The organism is Bradyrhizobium sp. CSA112 (genome assembly GCF_029051645.1).
Classification (GTDB): domain Bacteria; phylum Pseudomonadota; class Alphaproteobacteria; order Rhizobiales; family Xanthobacteraceae; genus Bradyrhizobium.
Genome location: NZ_JAACFS010000011.1, coordinates 20,402 through 37,227, shown reverse-complemented (window position 1 = coordinate 37,227; position 16,826 = coordinate 20,402). Strand labels below are relative to the sequence as shown.

At 61.4% G+C, this 16,826-nt stretch carries 16 protein-coding genes, 1 pseudogene and 1 riboswitch; of the genes and pseudogenes, 11 read left to right on the top strand and 6 right to left on the bottom strand.

What is annotated here, in order from left to right; translation table 11 throughout:
- Positions 1–111 precede the first annotated feature (111 nt).
- Entirely contained in the window at positions 112–1,668 is a 1,557-nt protein-coding gene (locus tag GWE18_RS19795; protein ID WP_275187377.1) for a DUF4403 family protein, read from the top strand.
- Positions 1,669–1,789: 121 nt separating this feature from the next.
- On the opposite strand, the gene GWE18_RS19790 is transcribed toward GWE18_RS19795, so the two are convergent.
- The 4 genes from GWE18_RS19790 to GWE18_RS19775 all read right to left on the bottom strand — a co-directional run bounded on the left by GWE18_RS19790 (position 1,790) and on the right by GWE18_RS19775 (position 3,619).
- Entirely contained in the window at positions 1,790–2,005 is a 216-nt protein-coding gene (locus GWE18_RS19790; RefSeq protein WP_275187376.1) for a dodecin family protein, read from the bottom strand.
- Positions 2,006–2,211: 206 nt separating this feature from the next.
- Positions 2,212–2,754 carry a PRC-barrel domain-containing protein gene (locus GWE18_RS19785; RefSeq protein ID WP_275187375.1) on the bottom strand — a complete coding sequence of 181 codons (543 nt, stop codon included), beginning with the start codon at positions 2,752–2,754 and terminating at the stop codon, positions 2,212–2,214.
- A 95-nt stretch (positions 2,755–2,849) separates the two neighbouring features.
- Entirely contained in the window at positions 2,850–3,227 is a 378-nt protein-coding gene (locus GWE18_RS19780) for a PRC-barrel domain-containing protein (protein ID WP_057854957.1), read from the bottom strand.
- Positions 3,228–3,424: 197 nt separating this feature from the next.
- The gene (locus GWE18_RS19775; protein ID WP_057854958.1) at positions 3,425–3,619 is read right to left on the bottom strand and encodes a hypothetical protein; all 195 of its coding nucleotides are present in this window, start codon (positions 3,617–3,619) and stop codon (positions 3,425–3,427) included.
- A 340-nt stretch (positions 3,620–3,959) separates the two neighbouring features.
- Between GWE18_RS19775 and GWE18_RS19770 the strand changes: the two genes are divergently transcribed.
- The 6 genes from GWE18_RS19770 (at position 3,960) to thiC (ending at position 9,749) form a co-directional block, all read left to right on the top strand.
- Entirely contained in the window at positions 3,960–4,478 is a 519-nt protein-coding gene (locus GWE18_RS19770) for a transglycosylase SLT domain-containing protein (RefSeq protein ID WP_275187374.1), read from the top strand.
- A 186-nt stretch (positions 4,479–4,664) separates the two neighbouring features.
- A riboswitch (TPP riboswitch) is annotated at positions 4,665–4,794 on the top strand.
- Positions 4,782–5,795 carry an FAD-dependent oxidoreductase gene (locus GWE18_RS19765; protein WP_275187373.1) on the top strand — a complete coding sequence of 338 codons (1,014 nt, stop codon included), beginning with the start codon at positions 4,782–4,784 and terminating at the stop codon, positions 5,793–5,795. It overlaps the preceding riboswitch by 13 nt.
- Positions 5,786–5,983 carry a sulfur carrier protein ThiS gene (thiS, locus tag GWE18_RS19760; RefSeq protein ID WP_275187371.1) on the top strand — a complete coding sequence of 66 codons (198 nt, stop codon included), beginning with the start codon at positions 5,786–5,788 and terminating at the stop codon, positions 5,981–5,983. Before GWE18_RS19765 ends, thiS begins: the two co-directional genes overlap by 10 nt.
- A gap of 163 nt (positions 5,984–6,146) precedes the next feature.
- Positions 6,147–6,929 (top strand): thiazole synthase, encoded by a 783-nt coding sequence (locus GWE18_RS19755; protein ID WP_275187518.1) that lies wholly within the window; start codon positions 6,147–6,149, stop codon positions 6,927–6,929.
- Complete coding sequence (locus GWE18_RS19750) at positions 6,916–7,524, top strand: thiamine phosphate synthase (protein ID WP_275187370.1); 609 nt, start codon at positions 6,916–6,918, stop codon at positions 7,522–7,524. The genes GWE18_RS19755 and GWE18_RS19750 overlap by 14 nt, the downstream gene beginning before the upstream one ends.
- 296 nt (positions 7,525–7,820) lie before the next feature.
- Positions 7,821–9,749 carry a phosphomethylpyrimidine synthase ThiC gene (gene thiC, locus GWE18_RS19745; RefSeq protein WP_275187369.1) on the top strand — a complete coding sequence of 643 codons (1,929 nt, stop codon included), beginning with the start codon at positions 7,821–7,823 and terminating at the stop codon, positions 9,747–9,749.
- 109 nt (positions 9,750–9,858) lie between these two features.
- Here the strand turns inward: thiC and GWE18_RS19740 are convergent, their stop codons facing one another.
- On the bottom strand, positions 9,859–11,400 hold the full coding sequence (locus tag GWE18_RS19740; protein WP_275187368.1) for a DUF262 domain-containing protein: 1,542 nt from the start codon (positions 11,398–11,400) through the stop codon (positions 9,859–9,861).
- Between the two features lie 120 nt (positions 11,401–11,520).
- Positions 11,521–12,105, bottom strand: a complete 585-nt coding sequence (locus tag GWE18_RS19735; protein WP_275187367.1) for a DUF4145 domain-containing protein — start codon at positions 12,103–12,105, stop codon at positions 11,521–11,523.
- 108 nt (positions 12,106–12,213) lie between these two features.
- On the opposite strand from GWE18_RS19735, the pseudogene GWE18_RS19730 reads away from it, so the two are divergent.
- The 4 genes and pseudogenes from GWE18_RS19730 to GWE18_RS19715 all read left to right on the top strand — a co-directional run bounded on the left by GWE18_RS19730 (position 12,214) and on the right by GWE18_RS19715 (position 16,650).
- A pseudogene (locus tag GWE18_RS19730) lies at positions 12,214–12,595 on the top strand (RidA family protein).
- A 737-nt stretch (positions 12,596–13,332) separates the two neighbouring features.
- Positions 13,333–13,617: a helix-turn-helix domain-containing protein gene (locus GWE18_RS19725; protein ID WP_275187366.1), complete on the top strand. Its 285-nt coding sequence runs from the start codon at positions 13,333–13,335 to the stop codon at positions 13,615–13,617.
- A 1,059-nt stretch (positions 13,618–14,676) separates the two neighbouring features.
- Positions 14,677–15,279, top strand: a complete 603-nt coding sequence (locus GWE18_RS19720; protein WP_275187365.1) for an SPFH domain-containing protein — start codon at positions 14,677–14,679, stop codon at positions 15,277–15,279.
- Between the two features lie 270 nt (positions 15,280–15,549).
- Positions 15,550–16,650 (top strand): alkene reductase, encoded by a 1,101-nt coding sequence (locus GWE18_RS19715; protein WP_275187517.1) that lies wholly within the window; start codon positions 15,550–15,552, stop codon positions 16,648–16,650.
- Positions 16,651–16,826: the final 176 nt, after the last annotated feature.

Below are 16,826 nucleotides of genomic sequence, written 5' to 3'. Positions count from 1 at the left end.
CATTCGCCGAGGCCGTTTTCTATTGACCTGAGGTCGCGGCAATGTGCAGTGGCGTCCCCCTCGCCGCCCCTGTAAAACCCCTTGGGGCGATTCAATGGGGGCCGGGGGACGATGCGTCTCAAGACAATTGCGATCGCGCTGGCGGTCCTCGTCATCTCGTTTGCCGTCAGCCTGAAGGTGATGGACTTCGTCGCGCCGCGCGCCACGAACCGCTCGCCCCCGCTCGCCGAGTTGCCGCCGCTGCCGCCGGCGCCGCGTGCATCGACAGTAATGGCTCCGATTGCGATCGCGCTCTCCGCGATCCGCGACGCGGCCGATCGCGGCGCGCCGCGCTCCTTCGCCGGCAAGGCGGACAATCCGATATCGCAGATCCTGCAGAACGCCGATATCGGCTGGACCGCCTCGCGCGGGCCGATCAGCGCGACCGGCGCGCAGGACGTGCTGTCGCTGGCGACGCCGCTGACGGGCACATTGAACGTAACCGGCTCGCTGTCGGCCAAGGCGACGGGTGCCGTCGGCGACGCGCTTGGCGGGCTGCTCGGCGGCAATGTCGCCAAGCAGATCGGCAGCGTGAACATCAAGAACCTCAACGCCAGCGCCGAGATCAAGGGCAACGTCGTCATATCAGCGCGGCCGATGATCGCCACGAACTGGCGCATCGAGCCTAACCTCGCAGGCCAGGTCAATCTCGGCGATACCAGCCTGAGCGTAGCCGGCGCGCGCGTCAACGTGCCGGCGCAGGTCAAACCGTTGATTGACCAGAATGTCGCCGAGCAGATCGCGCTGGTGCAGGCGCGCATGCGCAACGATCCGACCTTCGAACGGAACGCGCAGGCGCAATGGGCCAAGGCCTGCCGCTCGATCCCGCTGCAGGGCGCTGCCGCCGGTTCGACGATGCCGGCGCTGTGGCTCGAATTGCGCCCCACGCGCGCGATTGCCGCGCAGCCGCGTGTCGATGCTTCGAACCTGACCCTGGCGCTCGGCATCGAGGCCGAGACCCGGATCACGCCGACTGAGACCAAGCCCTCCTGCCCGTTCCCCGCCACCATCGCCATCGTGCCGCCGACGCCGGGACGGGTCGCCATCGGCGTTCCCATCGACATGCCCTTCACCGAGATCAACAAGATCGTGGAGGCGCAGTTCGCTGGTAAGACTTTTCCGGAGGATGGTTCGGGCGCGGTCGACGTCACCGTCAAGCGCGCCAGCGTGGCCGCGTCCGGCAACCGCCTGCTGATTTCGCTACTGGTGAGCGCCAGGGAGAAGAAGAGCTTCCTGGGCCTCGGCGGCGAGGCCAATGTGCACATCTGGGGTAAGCCGGTGCTCGACCAGGCCGAGCAGACGCTGCGGCTGACCGATATCGAGCTCGCGGTGGAGTCGGAAGCCGCCTTCGGGCTGCTCGGCACTGCCGCGCGCGCTGCCATCCCGCATTTGCAGAAGACGCTGGCTGAAAAGGCGACCGTCGACCTCAAGCCGTTCGCCGCCAACGCTCAGAAGAAGATTGCGGCCGTGATCGCCGATTTCCAGAAGAACGAGGACGGCCTGCGGGTCTCGGCCGAGATCAGCAAGCTGCGGCTCGCCGATATCGCCTTCGATTCCAAAACGCTGCGCGTGATCGCCGAAGCCGAAGGCGCGATCAATGTCTACGTGAGCGCGCTGCCGGCGCTGTAGCGAAAATCGAGGTCCGTAGGGTGGGCAAAGCGAAGCGTGCCCACCATTCAAGCTGCGATCCGTTGATGGATGGTGGGCACAGCGCGTACGCGCCTTTGCCCACCCTACACCCTACGTACTGCTACGACCCCTCGAACTTGAACGAGAGGTTCAGCTTGGCGCGATAGGCTTCGACCTTGCCGCTGGCGTCCAATTGCAGATCGAGCTTCACGACCTCGGCGACGCGCAGATCGCGCAAGGATTCTCCGGCGCGACTCACCGCGGCGGCAGCGGCCTTCTCCCAGGATTCCGTGCTGGTGCCGATCAGCTCGATGACCTTGTAGACGCTATCAGCCATGTCGTCCTCCCGTTGCTGCAAGGGTCCATGCAAGGCAGAACGCAGGCGCGCCTGCCGCGATACAACCTAACATCGGGAGGAGCGCGCTGATAGGATGCGCTGCACCATTACGAGCGTTTACGTCAGCGCGCGCCCATAAAACACAATGGCCGGGCGGCTTACGCCGTCCAGCCATTTGTGAAAATCGTTGCTACGCGGCCGATGCCTCACTCGGTCGAGTACTTGAACTCCGGCATCGACTTCAACTGATCCTTGGTCGCGCTGAACACGGCGTGATCCGGATACCACGGATTCTTCTTGGGGGGAGTCGCGGCCGGCGCAGCGCCCGTCGTCGTGCCCGTTCCCGTTGTACCCGCTCCCGGCCGTGCGCCACCGGTGGCAGGCGCGCCTGCCGTGCCGGTATAGGCAATCGGCTCATCGACGAACTTCACCTTGTCTATGGGCACCGCAACCAGATGCTCGCCGACGCCGAGGAAGCCGCCGACACCGATCACCACGCCTTTGATGTTGCCGCTCTTGTCGGCCAGGAGATCGTTGATCGATCCAAGGCTTTCGTTGCTGTCGTTGTACACGTTCAGGCCGACCAGCTTCGAGGTTCGCCAGTTGCCCTTGAACGACGAGGTATCGGACGCCGCCGCAGGCGCGGCGGTGGTGGCGCTGTCGGTCGTTGCCGAAGGACCTTGCGCGAATGCGACACTCGCCAGCATCGCGGAGGCCGCGAGGCCGGCAACGGCATATTTGGTTAACATATCCGTTCTCCTCAGTTCAGAAACGCTCTGGAAGAACCCGTCACTTCAACAAGTGTTCCACGCATTCCACACGGAACAGTCGCGCCGCACTGCGGTCAGAAGCCGCCCCAGTAGGGCGGCATGCGGTAATAGCGATGCAGCTCGGCCTCCTTCTCGCGATCGCCCCAATCGAAATCCTTGTCCGCACGAAACGACGGCGCGCGCTTGAGCTCTTCATCATCGATGTCGAGTTCGTAGGCTTCGAACTTCGTGTTGTAGCGAAGCCGTCCCCACGGCAACGGAATCAGGTTGGTGCCGATGCCGAGAAACCCGCCGAAGCTCAGGATTGCGTAGGATACTTTACCGGTGACCTTGTCGATCATCAGCCGTTCGATGTGGCCGATCATGTCCCCGTTCGGCCGGCGCACCGCCGTCCCCTCGACACGGTCGCTCGCGATCAGCTGATGCGGCTTGGCCATGACATCGCTTGCCATTGGACCCTCCACACATCTTCCGTAGGGAACCAACGTGACAACCGCCGCCCGGTTCCCACTGCCAAAAATGAGACAACCATCCTTCCCTTTCGGAAAGGATGGTTGCTGCGTGAAGACGCGATGCAGATTTAGCCGCCGCAGTTCTGATGCGTCGGCAATCGCATGCGGACACGAACTCCGCGACCTGGATATTTGCGTCAGGCTGCGAGCGCGTCGGGATCGGCTTCTTCGTAGATTGCGATCGCCTCGAAGCGATAGTCGCAAGCGCGGCAGAACCAGAGGAAGGATGTGCGGCCCGGACTGCTCTCGACCCAATCGGGTCTCGGAATCGGCTTGCCGCACTGGGCACATGGATTACCACGAGGCAGATAGCTGGAGTCGAGTCGAGCCATAGGCGCATCTCCCTTCTGATTTTTGTTATGTTTTATTATTTAATGGAATGAGACAGACTATCTGCCGGAATGAACGCTTTTTCGTCGGGAAAACTTCTTTACACCTTGACTGCGCCATTTGCACGACAATCTTGCGCGTCGGCATGACGCAGCTTCGCGCCGACAGAGCGATGCATCGCACGCACAACGTAAGCGTCACGCTCGTCGCGTTCGTCATCGCGTGTGTCAGCCGCAGACATATCGCCGCGATGTCGTCCGCTTTTCGCCACATCCTCGCCCGGTAATGGAACTAACCGAAAACGTAGGTCGTTACCGCGCCGCTCGCCTCGAGGTTGTTTCCATGAAAAGTCTACCAACGTTTGCTTGGCTTGCAGCCATGGCGACGCTGCTGGTTTCGCCCGATGCGATGGCGCAGAGCCGCGCGCAATATGAGAGCATGGTCGCAACCCATGCGAGCGCCAACAACGTGCCGGAAGCGCTGGTGCACCGGGTGATCGTGCGCGAGAGCAAATACCATCCTGGTCTCGTCGGGCGCGGCGGCACCATCGGGTTGATGCAGATCAAGCTGCCGACCGCGCGCGGCCTCGGCTATACCGGCGACGCCGCGGGCCTGCGCAATCCCGACACCAATCTCGCCTGGGGCATCAAATATCTCGCTGGCGCCTATCGCGCAGCCAACGGCGATCACGGCCGCGCCATGCGCTATTATGCCAGCGGTTATTATTACGCTGCAAAGCGCCAGCGGCAGGAAAAGCCCCTGCAGATCGCGCCGGTGCTCGCGAGCGATGCGCCGCCGAAAATCGTCGGCAAGCCGGCAAAAACAGCCGCCGACGCGAACGCGCTGCAGACCGCAAAATAGCTAAATCTCGTGTCCCGGGCGCGGTGCGGCGCGTAGCGCTGCTCCGCAGAACCGGGACCCATGCGAAGACAGTCTCTGGGCCCCGGCTCAGCGGCGCACCGCCAAGAGGCGCTGCGCCGCGTCCGGGGCACGAGTGCAAGTTCCCGCAAAGCCGCGTTGACACCTCTGCCCAACCGCCTACATTAGTCCTGTTCCGAGGGGTGCTCCGATGAGGAGCTGAGATACCGCAAGCTTGGGCAGTGCAGCCTGAGACCGCGGTGACCCTTTGAACCTGATCCGGGTCATGCCGGCGAAGGGACAGGGATGTACCAGAAGTCAGATCTGCGCGGGGATTCCCCCGTTTCCATCATCGGCGCGGGCATTGCCGGCGCGTGGCAGGCGCTATTGTTCGCAGAGGCCGGCCACGCCGTCACTCTGTATGAGCGCAGTGACGCCGATATGACGCTCTCCACCAGCCACTGGGCCGGCGGCATGCTGGCACCCTATTGCGAGGCCGAGACCTCGGAGCCGCTGATCGGCCGGCTCGGCGTCCGCTCGCTCGATATGTGGCGCGAGCATTTTCCGGAAACCCCGTTCAACGGTTCGCTGGTGGTGGCGCATGCGCGCGACCGCGCCGATTTCGAACGCTTTGCGAAACTGACCACTGGCCACGCCTGGCTCGATGCGCGCGGGTTAAGCGACCTCGAACCGTCGCTCGATGGCCGCTTCCGTGACGCCCTGTTCTATGCCGACGAAGGCCATGTCGAGCCGCGAAAGGTGCTCCCTGAGCTGCATGCACGGATCAAGGCTGCCGGCGGCACGATCAAATTCGACTGCGACATCGATGCCGAGGATCTCGAAGGCATCGTGATCGACTGCCGTGGATTGTCCGCGCGCGACGAGCAGCCGGAGCTCCGCGGCGTCAAGGGCGAGATGATCGTGATCGAGACGAACGAGGTCGAGCTGTCGCGACCGGTGCGGCTGGTCCATCCGCGCTGGCCGCTCTACGTCATCCCGCGCGGCGACAACAAATTCATGCTGGGCGCGACCTCGATCGAGGCCGAGGACACCGGCGTCAGTGTGCGCTCGGCGCTGGAATTGCTCGGCGCCGCCTATGCCGTGCATCCGGCGTTTGCGGAAGCGCGCATCGTCGAGTTCGGCTCGGGGCTTCGTCCCGCCTTCCCCGACAATCTGCCGCGGATCACGGTCAGCAAGAACAAGATCGCCGTGAACGGGCTCTACCGCCATGGCTTCCTGCTGGCGCCTGCGCTGGCCGAGCTGACGCTTGGTTACGTGCGACGCGGCGCGCTCGACAATGAGGTGATGCGATGCGTGTGACCGTCAACGGCGAAGAGCGGGAGATCACTTCTGCCAACGTCGACGCCCTGCTCAGCGAACTCGAATACGAAGGCACGCATTTCGCGATCGCCGTGAATTACGACGTGCTGCCGAAAAGCCGCTGGGCCGAGACGCGGCTTAAAGCCGGCGACGAGATCGAAATCATCACGCCGCGGCAGGGAGGGTGAAGATGGAAGCACGCACGCTCCCCCAGTCGTCCCTGCGAACGCAGGGACCCATAACCACCGACCCTCGTTTCGTAGGACGGCGTCTGCCACTGTGCCACAAGAGAAATCACGCGGTATGGGTCCCTGCTTTCGCAGGGACGACCGATTGAGAGTTTTGGACACCATGCTCAACTTCTACGACAAAACCTTCTCCTCCCGCCTACTGATCGGCACGGCGCTGTACCCCTCGCCCGCGATCATGCAGGACGCGATCCGCGCCTCAGGCGCCAACATCGTCACCGTGTCGCTGCGGCGCGAGGCCGCCGGCGGCAAGACCGGGGACACGTTCTGGTCGCTGATCCGCGAGCTTGACGTGACGGTGCTGCCGAACACCGCCGGCTGCCGCAGCGTGCGCGAGGCGGTGACGACGGCAAAGCTGGCGCGCGAACTATTCGGCACGCCCTGGATCAAGCTGGAGGTGATCGCCGACAACGACACGCTGCAGCCCGACGTGGTCGGCCTGGTCGAAGCCGCCGCCATCCTGGTCAAGGACGGTTTTGAGGTGTTCCCCTACTGCACTGAAGACCTTTCGGTCGCGATGCGGCTGGTCGACACCGGCTGCAAGGTCGTGATGCCATGGGCCGCGCCGATCGGCAGCGCCAAAGGCATCACCAACCGCGACGCGCTGAAGCTGATGCGCGAGCGCCTGCCTGACGTGACGCTGGTGGTCGACGCCGGCATGGGGGCACCCTCGCATGCCGCCCACGCCCTCGAGCTCGGCTACGACGCCGTGCTGCTCAACACCGCCGTGGCAAAGGCCGCCGATCCCGTCGCGATGGCGAACGCATTCCGCCTCGGCGTCGAAGCCGGCCGCACCGCTTACGAGGCCGGCCTGATGGAAGCCCGCGACTTCGCCTCCCCCTCAACCCCTGTGATCGGGACCCCGTTCTGGCATGCCGTATCCTGATAGATTCTATCCCGTGGTCGACAGCGTCGCCTGGGTGGCACGGCTGGCGCTGCTCGGCGCCGGCACCATCCAGTTGCGCGCCAAGAACCTCGACGACGCCGAGGCGCTGCAGATCGTGACCGACGCCCTCGAGGTCATCAAGGGCACCGATGCCAAGCTCGTGGTAAACGACTACTGGCGCGCGGCGATCGTCGCCGGCGCCAAGCATTTGCATCTTGGCCAGGAAGACCTCGTTGGCGCCGACCTCGGCGAAATCCGCAAAGCCGGACTAACGCTCGGAATCTCCACCCATGACGACGAGGAACTGGCGACCGCACTTCGCGTCAACCCCGATTACGTCGCACTGGGCCCTATCTTCCCGACCACGCTGAAATCGATGCGCTTCGCGCCGCAGGGCATTCCAAAGATCACCGAGTGGAAGAAGCGCATCGGCAACATCCCGCTGGTTGCGATCGGCGGCATCAAGTTCGAACAGTCGGCCGAGATTTTTGCGGCCGGAGCCGACTCCATCGCCGTCGTCAGCGACGTCACCCAGAACGCCGATCCCGATGCAAGGGTGCGGCAGTGGCTGGGCCAGAGCGCCGAGGCCGCGTGATGCCCCACTCTTTCCCCGTCATTGCGAGCGAAGCGAAGCAATCCATTGGGATCGCATGCTCGGTGACAATGGATTGCTTCGTCGCGGAGTTTATCATCGGGCCGGCCGAAGGCCGGACCCGTTGGCTCCTCGCAATGACGGAAGAAATTTCCACCGGCGTCATTCCGGGGCGCGCGCAAGCGCGAACTATGGTGCGCAATTGCGCACCTGAGAATCTCGCTCAACAAACTCGAGGTTCCGGATCGGTCCGCTTCGCGGTCCGTCCGGAACGACGCCCATAAAACGGAGGATACAATATGAACATTCGCTCCAACCCCGACACCACCCTGCCCGCCGTCACCACAGGCCCGCTTCCCTCGTCGCGCAAAATCTTTTCATCGCCCGACGCCGCGCCCGATCTCCGCGTGCCCTTGCGCGAGATCATTCTCAGCGAAGGCGCGAGTGAGCCGAACCTTCCTGTCTACGACACCTCCGGCCCCTACACCGATCCGTCCGTGACCATCGACGTCAACGCCGGCTTAGCCCGCAACCGTCTCGCCTGGGTCAAGGAGCGCGGCGGCGTCGAGGAATATGAGGGGCGCGAGATCAAGCCGGAGGACAACGGCAATGTCGGCGCGTCCCACGCCGCAAAGGCGTTCACCGCGCATCACAAGCCGATCCGCGGCCTGGACGGCCACAAGATCACGCAGCTCGAATTCGCCCGCGCCGGCATCATCACCAAGGAGATGATCTACGTCGCCGAGCGCGAAAACCTCGGCCGCAAGCAGCAGCTCGAGCGCGCGGAAGCGGCGCTGGCCGATGGCGAAAGCTTTGGCGCCGAGGTGCCCGCCTTCATCACGCCCGAGTTCGTCCGCAGCGAGATCGCGCGCGGCCGCGCCATCATTCCCTCGAACATCAACCATGCCGAACTCGAGCCGATGATCATCGGCCGCAATTTTCTCACCAAGATCAACGCCAATATCGGCAACTCCGCCGTCACCTCCTCGGTCGAGGAAGAAGTCGACAAGATGGTGTGGGCGATCCGCTGGGGCGCCGACACCGTGATGGACCTTTCGACGGGCCGCAACATCCACACCACCCGCGAATGGATTTTGCGCAACTCGCCGGTGCCGATCGGCACCGTACCGATCTACCAGGCGCTGGAAAAATGCGAAGGCGATCCCGTCAAGCTGACCTGGGAGCTCTACAAGGACACACTGATCGAGCAGTGCGAACAGGGCGTCGATTACTTCACCATCCACGCCGGCGTGCGTCTGCCCTATATCCACCTGACCGCCAACCGCGTCACCGGCATCGTCTCGCGCGGCGGCTCGATCATGGCGAAGTGGTGCCTGGCGCATCACAAGGAAAGCTTCCTCTACACGCATTTCGACGAGATCTGCGACCTCATGCGCAAGTATGACGTCTCGTTCTCGCTCGGCGACGGCCTGCGTCCCGGCTCGATCGCCGATGCCAACGACCGCGCGCAGTTCGCCGAACTGGAGACGCTCGGCGAGCTGACCAAGATCGCGTGGGACAAGGGCTGCCAGGTGATGATCGAAGGCCCCGGCCACGTGCCGATGCACAAGATCAAGATCAACATGGACAAGCAGCTCAAGGAGTGCGGCGAAGCTCCGTTCTACACGCTCGGGCCGCTAACCACCGACATCGCGCCGGGCTACGACCACATCACCTCAGGCATCGGCGCCGCCATGATCGGCTGGTTCGGCTGCGCCATGCTCTGCTACGTCACGCCGAAGGAGCATCTGGGCCTGCCCGATCGCAACGACGTCAAGGTCGGCGTCATCACCTACAAGATCGCCGCCCACGCCTCCGACCTCGCCAAGGGCCACCCCGCCGCGCAACTGCGCGACGACGCCCTCTCCCGCGCCCGCTTCGACTTCCGCTGGACCGACCAGTTCAACCTCGGCCTCGATCCGGACACCGCAAAAAGCTTCCACGACGAGACCCTGCCGAAGGAAGCCCACAAGGTCGCCCACTTCTGCTCGATGTGCGGCCCAAAATTCTGCTCGATGAAGATCACCCAGGACGTGCGGGATTACGCGGCAACGCTGAACGATCCGGCAAGTGTGGGGATGTCGGTGAGCGGCACGCTTGCGGATGGCCTGCCCTCGGAAGCCTTGGCGAAGGAGGGGATGGCGAAGATGAGTGCGAAGTTCAAGGAGATGGGAAGCGATCTCTATCTGGATGCGGACAAGGTGAAGGAGAGTAATCGGGTGTTGTGAGGGGACGCTCTCTCTTCGTCATGCCCGGGCTTGACCCGGGCATCCATCGGAAAGTGAAAGGCCGGGCGAGAGTCCGGCCTTTGTGCGACCCAACTCAGTCTAGCTAAGATCAGATCAGTATCCGTCTATTCGGCAGCATCTTCCGCAAGAAACCGTTGAAAGCCTCGGCAAGCAGTTCGCGCCTCGCCTCCATGAAATGTTCTGCCCGTTCAATGTGCCATAGGGACGAATCTAGGGGAATGCACTGACTCTCTAACGTTTCTTTGCTAAGCTTCCTCAGATAAACATCTGGAGAGGCCGCACCAACTGATCGGTTAGCCTCGCCCGTTACAAACGCAATATTTGCAACGGCATCAGCTTTTGCTCTTCTCGACTCTTCAAATTGCGCTCTCGGCAAAATATGGTGCCTGTCCACGTTCGCCTGCAGCAGTATCTGCGAATTTGAAAACAAATCGTTCAATCCTTTGTGGCGGCACGCGATATACGCTGCGAATAGAGCTCCCTTATCGTTTAATGCTCCTCTAAAATCGTTAGCTATCGCTCCAAAAGCTCCGGCCTCACGTCGGACATTAGTTAGGAGCTTGCCTATTGGATCGTCCGACCGGCAGGCCCGCAAGTCTTGATCCAACGCTGTCTCCGCTGCCTTACTATAGCGATGCAGGAGTGACGCCATTGCTAGCCAACCCGCCACACCCCTAGGATCCCGATCCCTCGCACTCCGTGACGCACAAATTGCGATTACAGGAACAAGCAGAGCGCCGCTCCAAAGAATATCCATATTGACCAATCCAAATTCATTGCGAATGAGGGCAATCGCTTCTTTGGTCGCCCTCTTGGTCGTAGACCAAGCGCTAACAACTTCGGCACGGCTCAGTTCATGAAGAGGGGTTCGGCTTCTCCCGTCAGGCATCGCGACAAAAGCACACGCCCTGAACAAGTGCATAACATTCAATCGTGAAAAGCCTTGTCTCTTCAATTCCACAACAAAAGGAGTAACTTCGTCAGCGATGAAGCCAGTATGTTTTGCCGCTACGCGCGCGCTCTCAATATCTTCCGTCTTAAGTTTGACACCAAGCGTATTGATTCGGGTGAACGCGTCGACCGCTTGGTCAAACGAAAAATCCCTCATATGAACTGCTGGGATTTCGTACTCGAGCAACCTTCTAACGTTTTCAAATTTTATTTCCCGCTTTTCTCCTTTTAACCCGTCGGGCAACGATTTTCTTAGCTGCCGATAAAGCTCATCGTCCAAGATTTCACTGACAGGTATCCAATTATCGTCTCTGGCCGTCGCAGCGTTAGCAAGTCGGAAAGTATCTTCATCGGGATTAAATACAACCTCAATGCCCTCGTCTCCACTGAGTATCCGTGAAAGCGTAATAACCCTCTGCTGACCATCGATGAGCCACGATATAGAATTCCCCCTAACGGGCTTGGGATCCCGCCGACGAGATCGAACGTCTGCATCGCTCGACCACAATAGCAGTGCGGAGATTGGAAACGATCGATAGATCGAATCAATTAGATGCGGAGCTCTGCTCTTCTTCCAAACATACTCGCGCTGAAATTCAGGGATGACGAGACGGCCACTGCGATAATCCTCAATTATCTGCCTAATCTTGACAGTCTGAATATCTAGCCTTTGCTCCATTTCGGCAGCCCCCTAATTAGTCATCTACAAATTAGACATCTGAAAACTTGGCCTGAACAGCTCACACCACGATGAGATCGCAGTGGGGTTAGATCCACGACGGACCGGCCCTTCCTTCGCCTAGACGCGCGATTCTTTTCGCGGCAGCTGATCGAGGACAGGCATCAAAACAGCTTGCAAGAGCTTAATTTGCCTGATGAGATCGAGAGCTTCACTCGACGACAACTCTTCTTCGGCTTTGCCGTGAGCGGCCGCATTCCGCGCTTCGCGCAAACTTTGAAACAGAGCGACTGCGCTGGCGGGAATGAACTGAGATTTCTCTAAGACCTTCATAACCTCGTACAGGTTCCTATAGGGTCGCCCGTCCGGCAACCGCTCACGAATCTCCAAGATCAGAGCTTCAAGCTCCTTAAATGACTGTATTAGTGCTGCTTCTGGAAAGGATTTTGCTAACTGCAAAAGCGTGGGATCAAGCCCAATGACATCGGGCGCAACAATTCCCTTTTCTGCCTGCACCAGTTTGCCCGCGTCTACGGCTTCCTCAACTTTTTCGGAAAGTTCGACGTTCCAACCTCCGGCTCCAATTTTCTTTATATGCCCAATTAGGAGTCGGAGTTGGTCTTTGAAAATGTACACGATGGCCACGGCCGCCACGGGCCACGCCAGCGATCCAACTATACTCGCCAAAAACTGCTTCCAATCCATTCGCGCGACGCCCCGTCAAGAACAAGACTATGCCTAACATGCTCACGCCGAAGCGATTTGTCAATTTTAGGTTGAAGCAAGCGTAGTCCGCGGTGAGCGCGGAAGCATATCCTTGCCCCAATCCAGCATTTCTCTCGCCCGCCCGGCATCAAAGCCCCACCGCTCTCCTTCGCCACCCGCGTCGGCGACCTCCCCTTTATCTCCGGCATCCCCGGCTTCGACGCCAGCGGCGCGCTGCCCGACGGCTTCGAGACCCAGTTCGGCAATGTCGTCACCAACATCAGGCGCGTGCTCGATGAAGCGGGCGCGACGTTTCGCGACCTCGTCAAGGTCAACGTGCTGCTGGCGCGCGCAGCCGACGTCGCCACGTTGAACGGGCTTTTACGCGGAAGCGTTCGGGCCAGCGGCGCGCACGACCTGCGTGGTGGTCGCGCTGCCTAATCCTGCGATGCTGATCGAGATCGAGGGCGTGGCGGCGCTGAAGGCGTGACTTCGTAGGTGGGCAAAGCCAAAGCGTGCCACCATTCCGAGCGTTGTGTTAGATGGGCAGTATGGCGCTAGCGCGCCTTTGCCCCTTACGACTACTATGCCGCAAAACTGAGCCATCGCGGGAATTAGTATACGGGAACGATGACGTTCATGGATCACATACGTGCCACGCTGCAGGCCGCACACCGCCATTGCATTAACCATCGCAAGGAGCTGGAGCGGAGTGATGTTTGCGGCTGCTTCTACTGCTGTCGCACCTTTACCGCTACCGCCGTCGAAGACTGGGTAGACGATCACGATGGGACTGCGATCTGCCCGTACTGCGGCGTAGACTCGGTCCTCGGCTCCGCGTCGGGATATCCTGTGGGCGACCAGCATTTCTTGCGGGCAATGCATGCGCTATGGTTTGAAAACAAAACGTAACCACCATTTCGAGCAGAATGCTGGAGCGTAGGGCGGGCAAAGCGACAGCGTGCCCACCTTCATGAGCACTGATGCGTTGATGGGCACGGCACTTCGCGCCTTTGCCACCCTACGGCCTGTGAGGCTGCGCCGACACGTCTATCTGCCCTGCTGCTGGGCATATATCTCCGGGTGTGACAATGCTGAACCGAAACCTTTCCGTGCCAATTAACCTTTCATTAACCAAACTCGCCCACTCTGCTTCGTGGCAGGGGGCCGTTGATTCCTGATGCTTCAGCTCCGCGTTTCGGAGCTAGCGTTGTTCGGGAGGTGTTGATGCCCCAGGAGTACCTTGGCGACGTGTACGTTGGCGCGGAGTGCAGCCGCGCGGGCGAGATTCCGCTGCCGGATTCTCAGACCCTTTCACCCCACGAGATTGTGCCGATGCTGATCGGCTCCACGGTCGAGGCGATCGAGCGCGAGCTCGTGCTGCAAACGCTGGCGCGCTGCCACGGCAACCGCACCCACGCCGCGCGGGTGCTCGGACTTTCGGTGCGCACGATGCGGAACAAGATCCGGCAGTATGCGACTGACGGCGTCGACATTCCCGCGCACAGCTAGGTCGAGCACGTTTGCGCGTGCCAGACCTCATCCTGAGGAGCGCGTCTTCGCGCGTCTCGAAGGATGAATGGCACCAGCGGGGCCGCATGGTTCGAGACGGCGCTACGCGCCTCCTCACCATGAGGGTTTAATGGTTGCGACGGACCCGCGCCCTGCGGGCTGATTTGCTCCGCGCGCAAGCGCAAATCCTCTGCGCCGTCTGCGACAAACTGGCACGACGGGCAAATCACCTAAAACCTGTCCAGCCCTTCGCACAAAAATATTCCGCTTTCGTTCTCACCCAAATCACTCGCATAACTCCGCCCGTCTCACCCGATGAGAGGGGCGGGTCGCGATCGTCACGAACGCGCGGTGGGATGCGGTGGACACGAAAGCCATGACTGACGTGCGTGGCTGTTGTGTACGGCGAAGTCGTGTGGTCCTGATGTCGCGGTGCTGGCATGAAGCTCCCGAGAAGCAAGCTTCTCAGGGGCGACGGTGGCAAGAAAGCCGTTCGCCGGGGAGAGCACGAAGTAAGCCGTAAAGCCATCGCGCAGGGAAAGCCGGGATGCCTCCGCTGGACCTGTATGCTCGTGTGCGCGTTCATTGTGCGCGATTGCACACGAGACCGCGGGTGCAGCGTGCACCCGGCTTTCCCTGCGCCCTCTTATCGATGAGGGTGGGAAGCGACGACGCAAACCTCGGATGATGAGCCGCGAGAATGAGAAGCTGTATACACCCGTCATTGCGAGCGCAGCGAAGCAATCCATCTATCCCCGCGCGGCGCTATGGATTGCTTCGCTTCGCTCGCAATGACGCGGATAGTCCGCAGCGCGCCCGAAGGCACCATCATAGGCTATGACTATGACCCCTGCGAACAATCGAGCGTCACAATGCCTTCATTCAAAACGCAAATGACCGCGCCACATTAGAACTATTTTTTTATTTGCCCGTTCTGATTGAACTTGCGATGACTTATTTTCGACGCACGGGAAGCCAACAGAAAAGAGAAAAGCAAGAAAAAGAACTGAAGTCGCAAGTAGCGCCAGCGAGGAAGACGGTGGCGGGGGAAGAAAGCAAGTGGGTGAACTTCTGGGGTCTATCGCATTTTCGTTGATTGTCATCGCCGTAATCGCCGGCGCCTGGGCCTGGATCTCGACGCTGTTCAGGAAAGGGATGATGGCGCTGCTCGGCTTCGAGCGGGTCGGCGTTCAATCGTTCGAGACCGTGCTGCTCTACAGGAACGGGTGGTTTGAAAAAGCCCTGCCGCCCGGCCGGCACTGGATTGGCGCCGGCAGCCGCCAAGTGGCGAGGATCGACAAACGCCCCGAGGTGTTTCGATTTGCGCAAAGCGCCGTCTCCGCGGACCGGATTGCGGTCCACCTCGTCTATGTCGCCCGGACTCAAATCGTCGACGCGCGAGCCTCTTTCGAAAGCACGCAGAACTACCGGGACGAAATCTCCATCCGCGTGCAATCGGTCGTGAAGGCGGTATGCAGCCGAAAGCCCCGCCTCGAAATTCAAATGGATCACCAGAGCTTCAGCAACAACGCCCAGAAGACCGCCAACCAGGCGCTTCGCGCGATCGGTTGCGAGTGCCTCACATTTGAGCTGCTGCAGGTCGATTCCGCAGGGCCGATCGCGGAATTCGACAGCAGGCGAATGGGATTTGCAGCGGAATAGCGGGTGGCGCGCCGCGGCGCCAACCCGCCGGCGGTCCGCCGACAGTGCTGTTCGGCTCTCAGGGCATCGGCCGGAAGGGCGCCGATGCTGCGCCGTCCCCTGATTGCGAATGGATCATTCTATGCCGACGCGCATGCGCTGTTGGCCAACGCCGGCCCAAGGCCTGGATCGGGCGCAGCTCGTCTGCGCAAGCCGAATGGCTCGGGGATTGCAAGAATTGGCCACAATGCCCAACTCTCTTCTATCTTCATCCACCCGGACATCCCTGACATGAGCCAGACCAAACTGTTCGAGCCCTTCAAGGTTGGCCCGATCGCGCTTCCCAACCGCCTCGTGATGGCGCCGCTGACCCGCAACCGCGCGGTGCCGCCCGGCATGGTGCCGAGCCCGCTCGCGGTCGACTATTACGGCCAGCGCGCTTCCGCCGGCCTCCTCATCACCGAAGCCAGCCAGGTCTCGCAGCAGGGCCAGGGCTATCAGGACACGCCCGGCATCTATTCGAAAGAGCAGGTCGAAGGCTGGCGCAAGGTGACGGACCGCGTACACGAAAAGGGTGGGCGCATCTTCATCCAGGTCTGGCATGTCGGCCGCATCTCGCACACCACGCTGCAGCCCGGCGGCGGCAAGCCGGTGGCGCCATCCGCGATCCGCGCCAAGGGCAAGACGTTCGTGGGCGGCACCTTCACCGAAATCTCCGAGCCGCGTGCGCTGGAGCTTTCGGAAATTCCGGGAATTATCGAGGACTTCAAGCGCGGCACCGAGAATGCGCTGGCTGCCGGTTTCGACGGCGTCGAGATCCACGGCGCCAACGGCTACCTGCTCGATCAGTTCGCCAAGGATGGCACCAACAAGCGCACGGACGCTTACGGCGGTTCGATCGAGAACCGCGCCAGGCTGATGCTGGAAGTGTCGAAGGCGGTTGCCGCCATCGCCGGCCCCGAGCGCACCGGCATCCGCATCTCGCCGGTGACGCCGGCCAACGACGTCTCCGATAGCAACCCGCAGCCGCTGTTCGATTATATCGTGGACGGGCTCAGCGCGCTGAAGCTGACCTATATCCACGTCATCGAAGGCGCAACCGGTGGCCCGCGCGACAACGCGCCGTTCGACTACGCGAGCCTGCGCAAGCGCTTCAAGCAGGCTTACGTCGCCAACAACGGCTACGATTTCGATCTCGCGACCAAAGTGCTCGAAGCCGGCGCGGCCGACCTGATCGCGTTCGGCAAGCCGTTCATCTCGAATCCCGACCTGGTCGAGCGGTTGAAGAGGGGCGCGCCGCTGAATGAGTGGGACAAGGCGACGTTCTACGGCGGCGGTGCGAAGGGATACACGGATTATCCGACGCTGGCGGCGGCGCAAGCGGCGGAGTGAGGGGCGGACACCCTCGCCGTCATTCCGGGATGCGCCGCTAGGCGCAGGCCCGGAATCCATCGGGCCGCATAACCCGTGTTGAGATGGATTCCGGGCTCGCGCTTCGCGCGCCCCGGAATGACAAAAAAGGCCGGGATCGCTCCCGGCCTTTCGCGTGTTTGCATCACTCGTAGTTT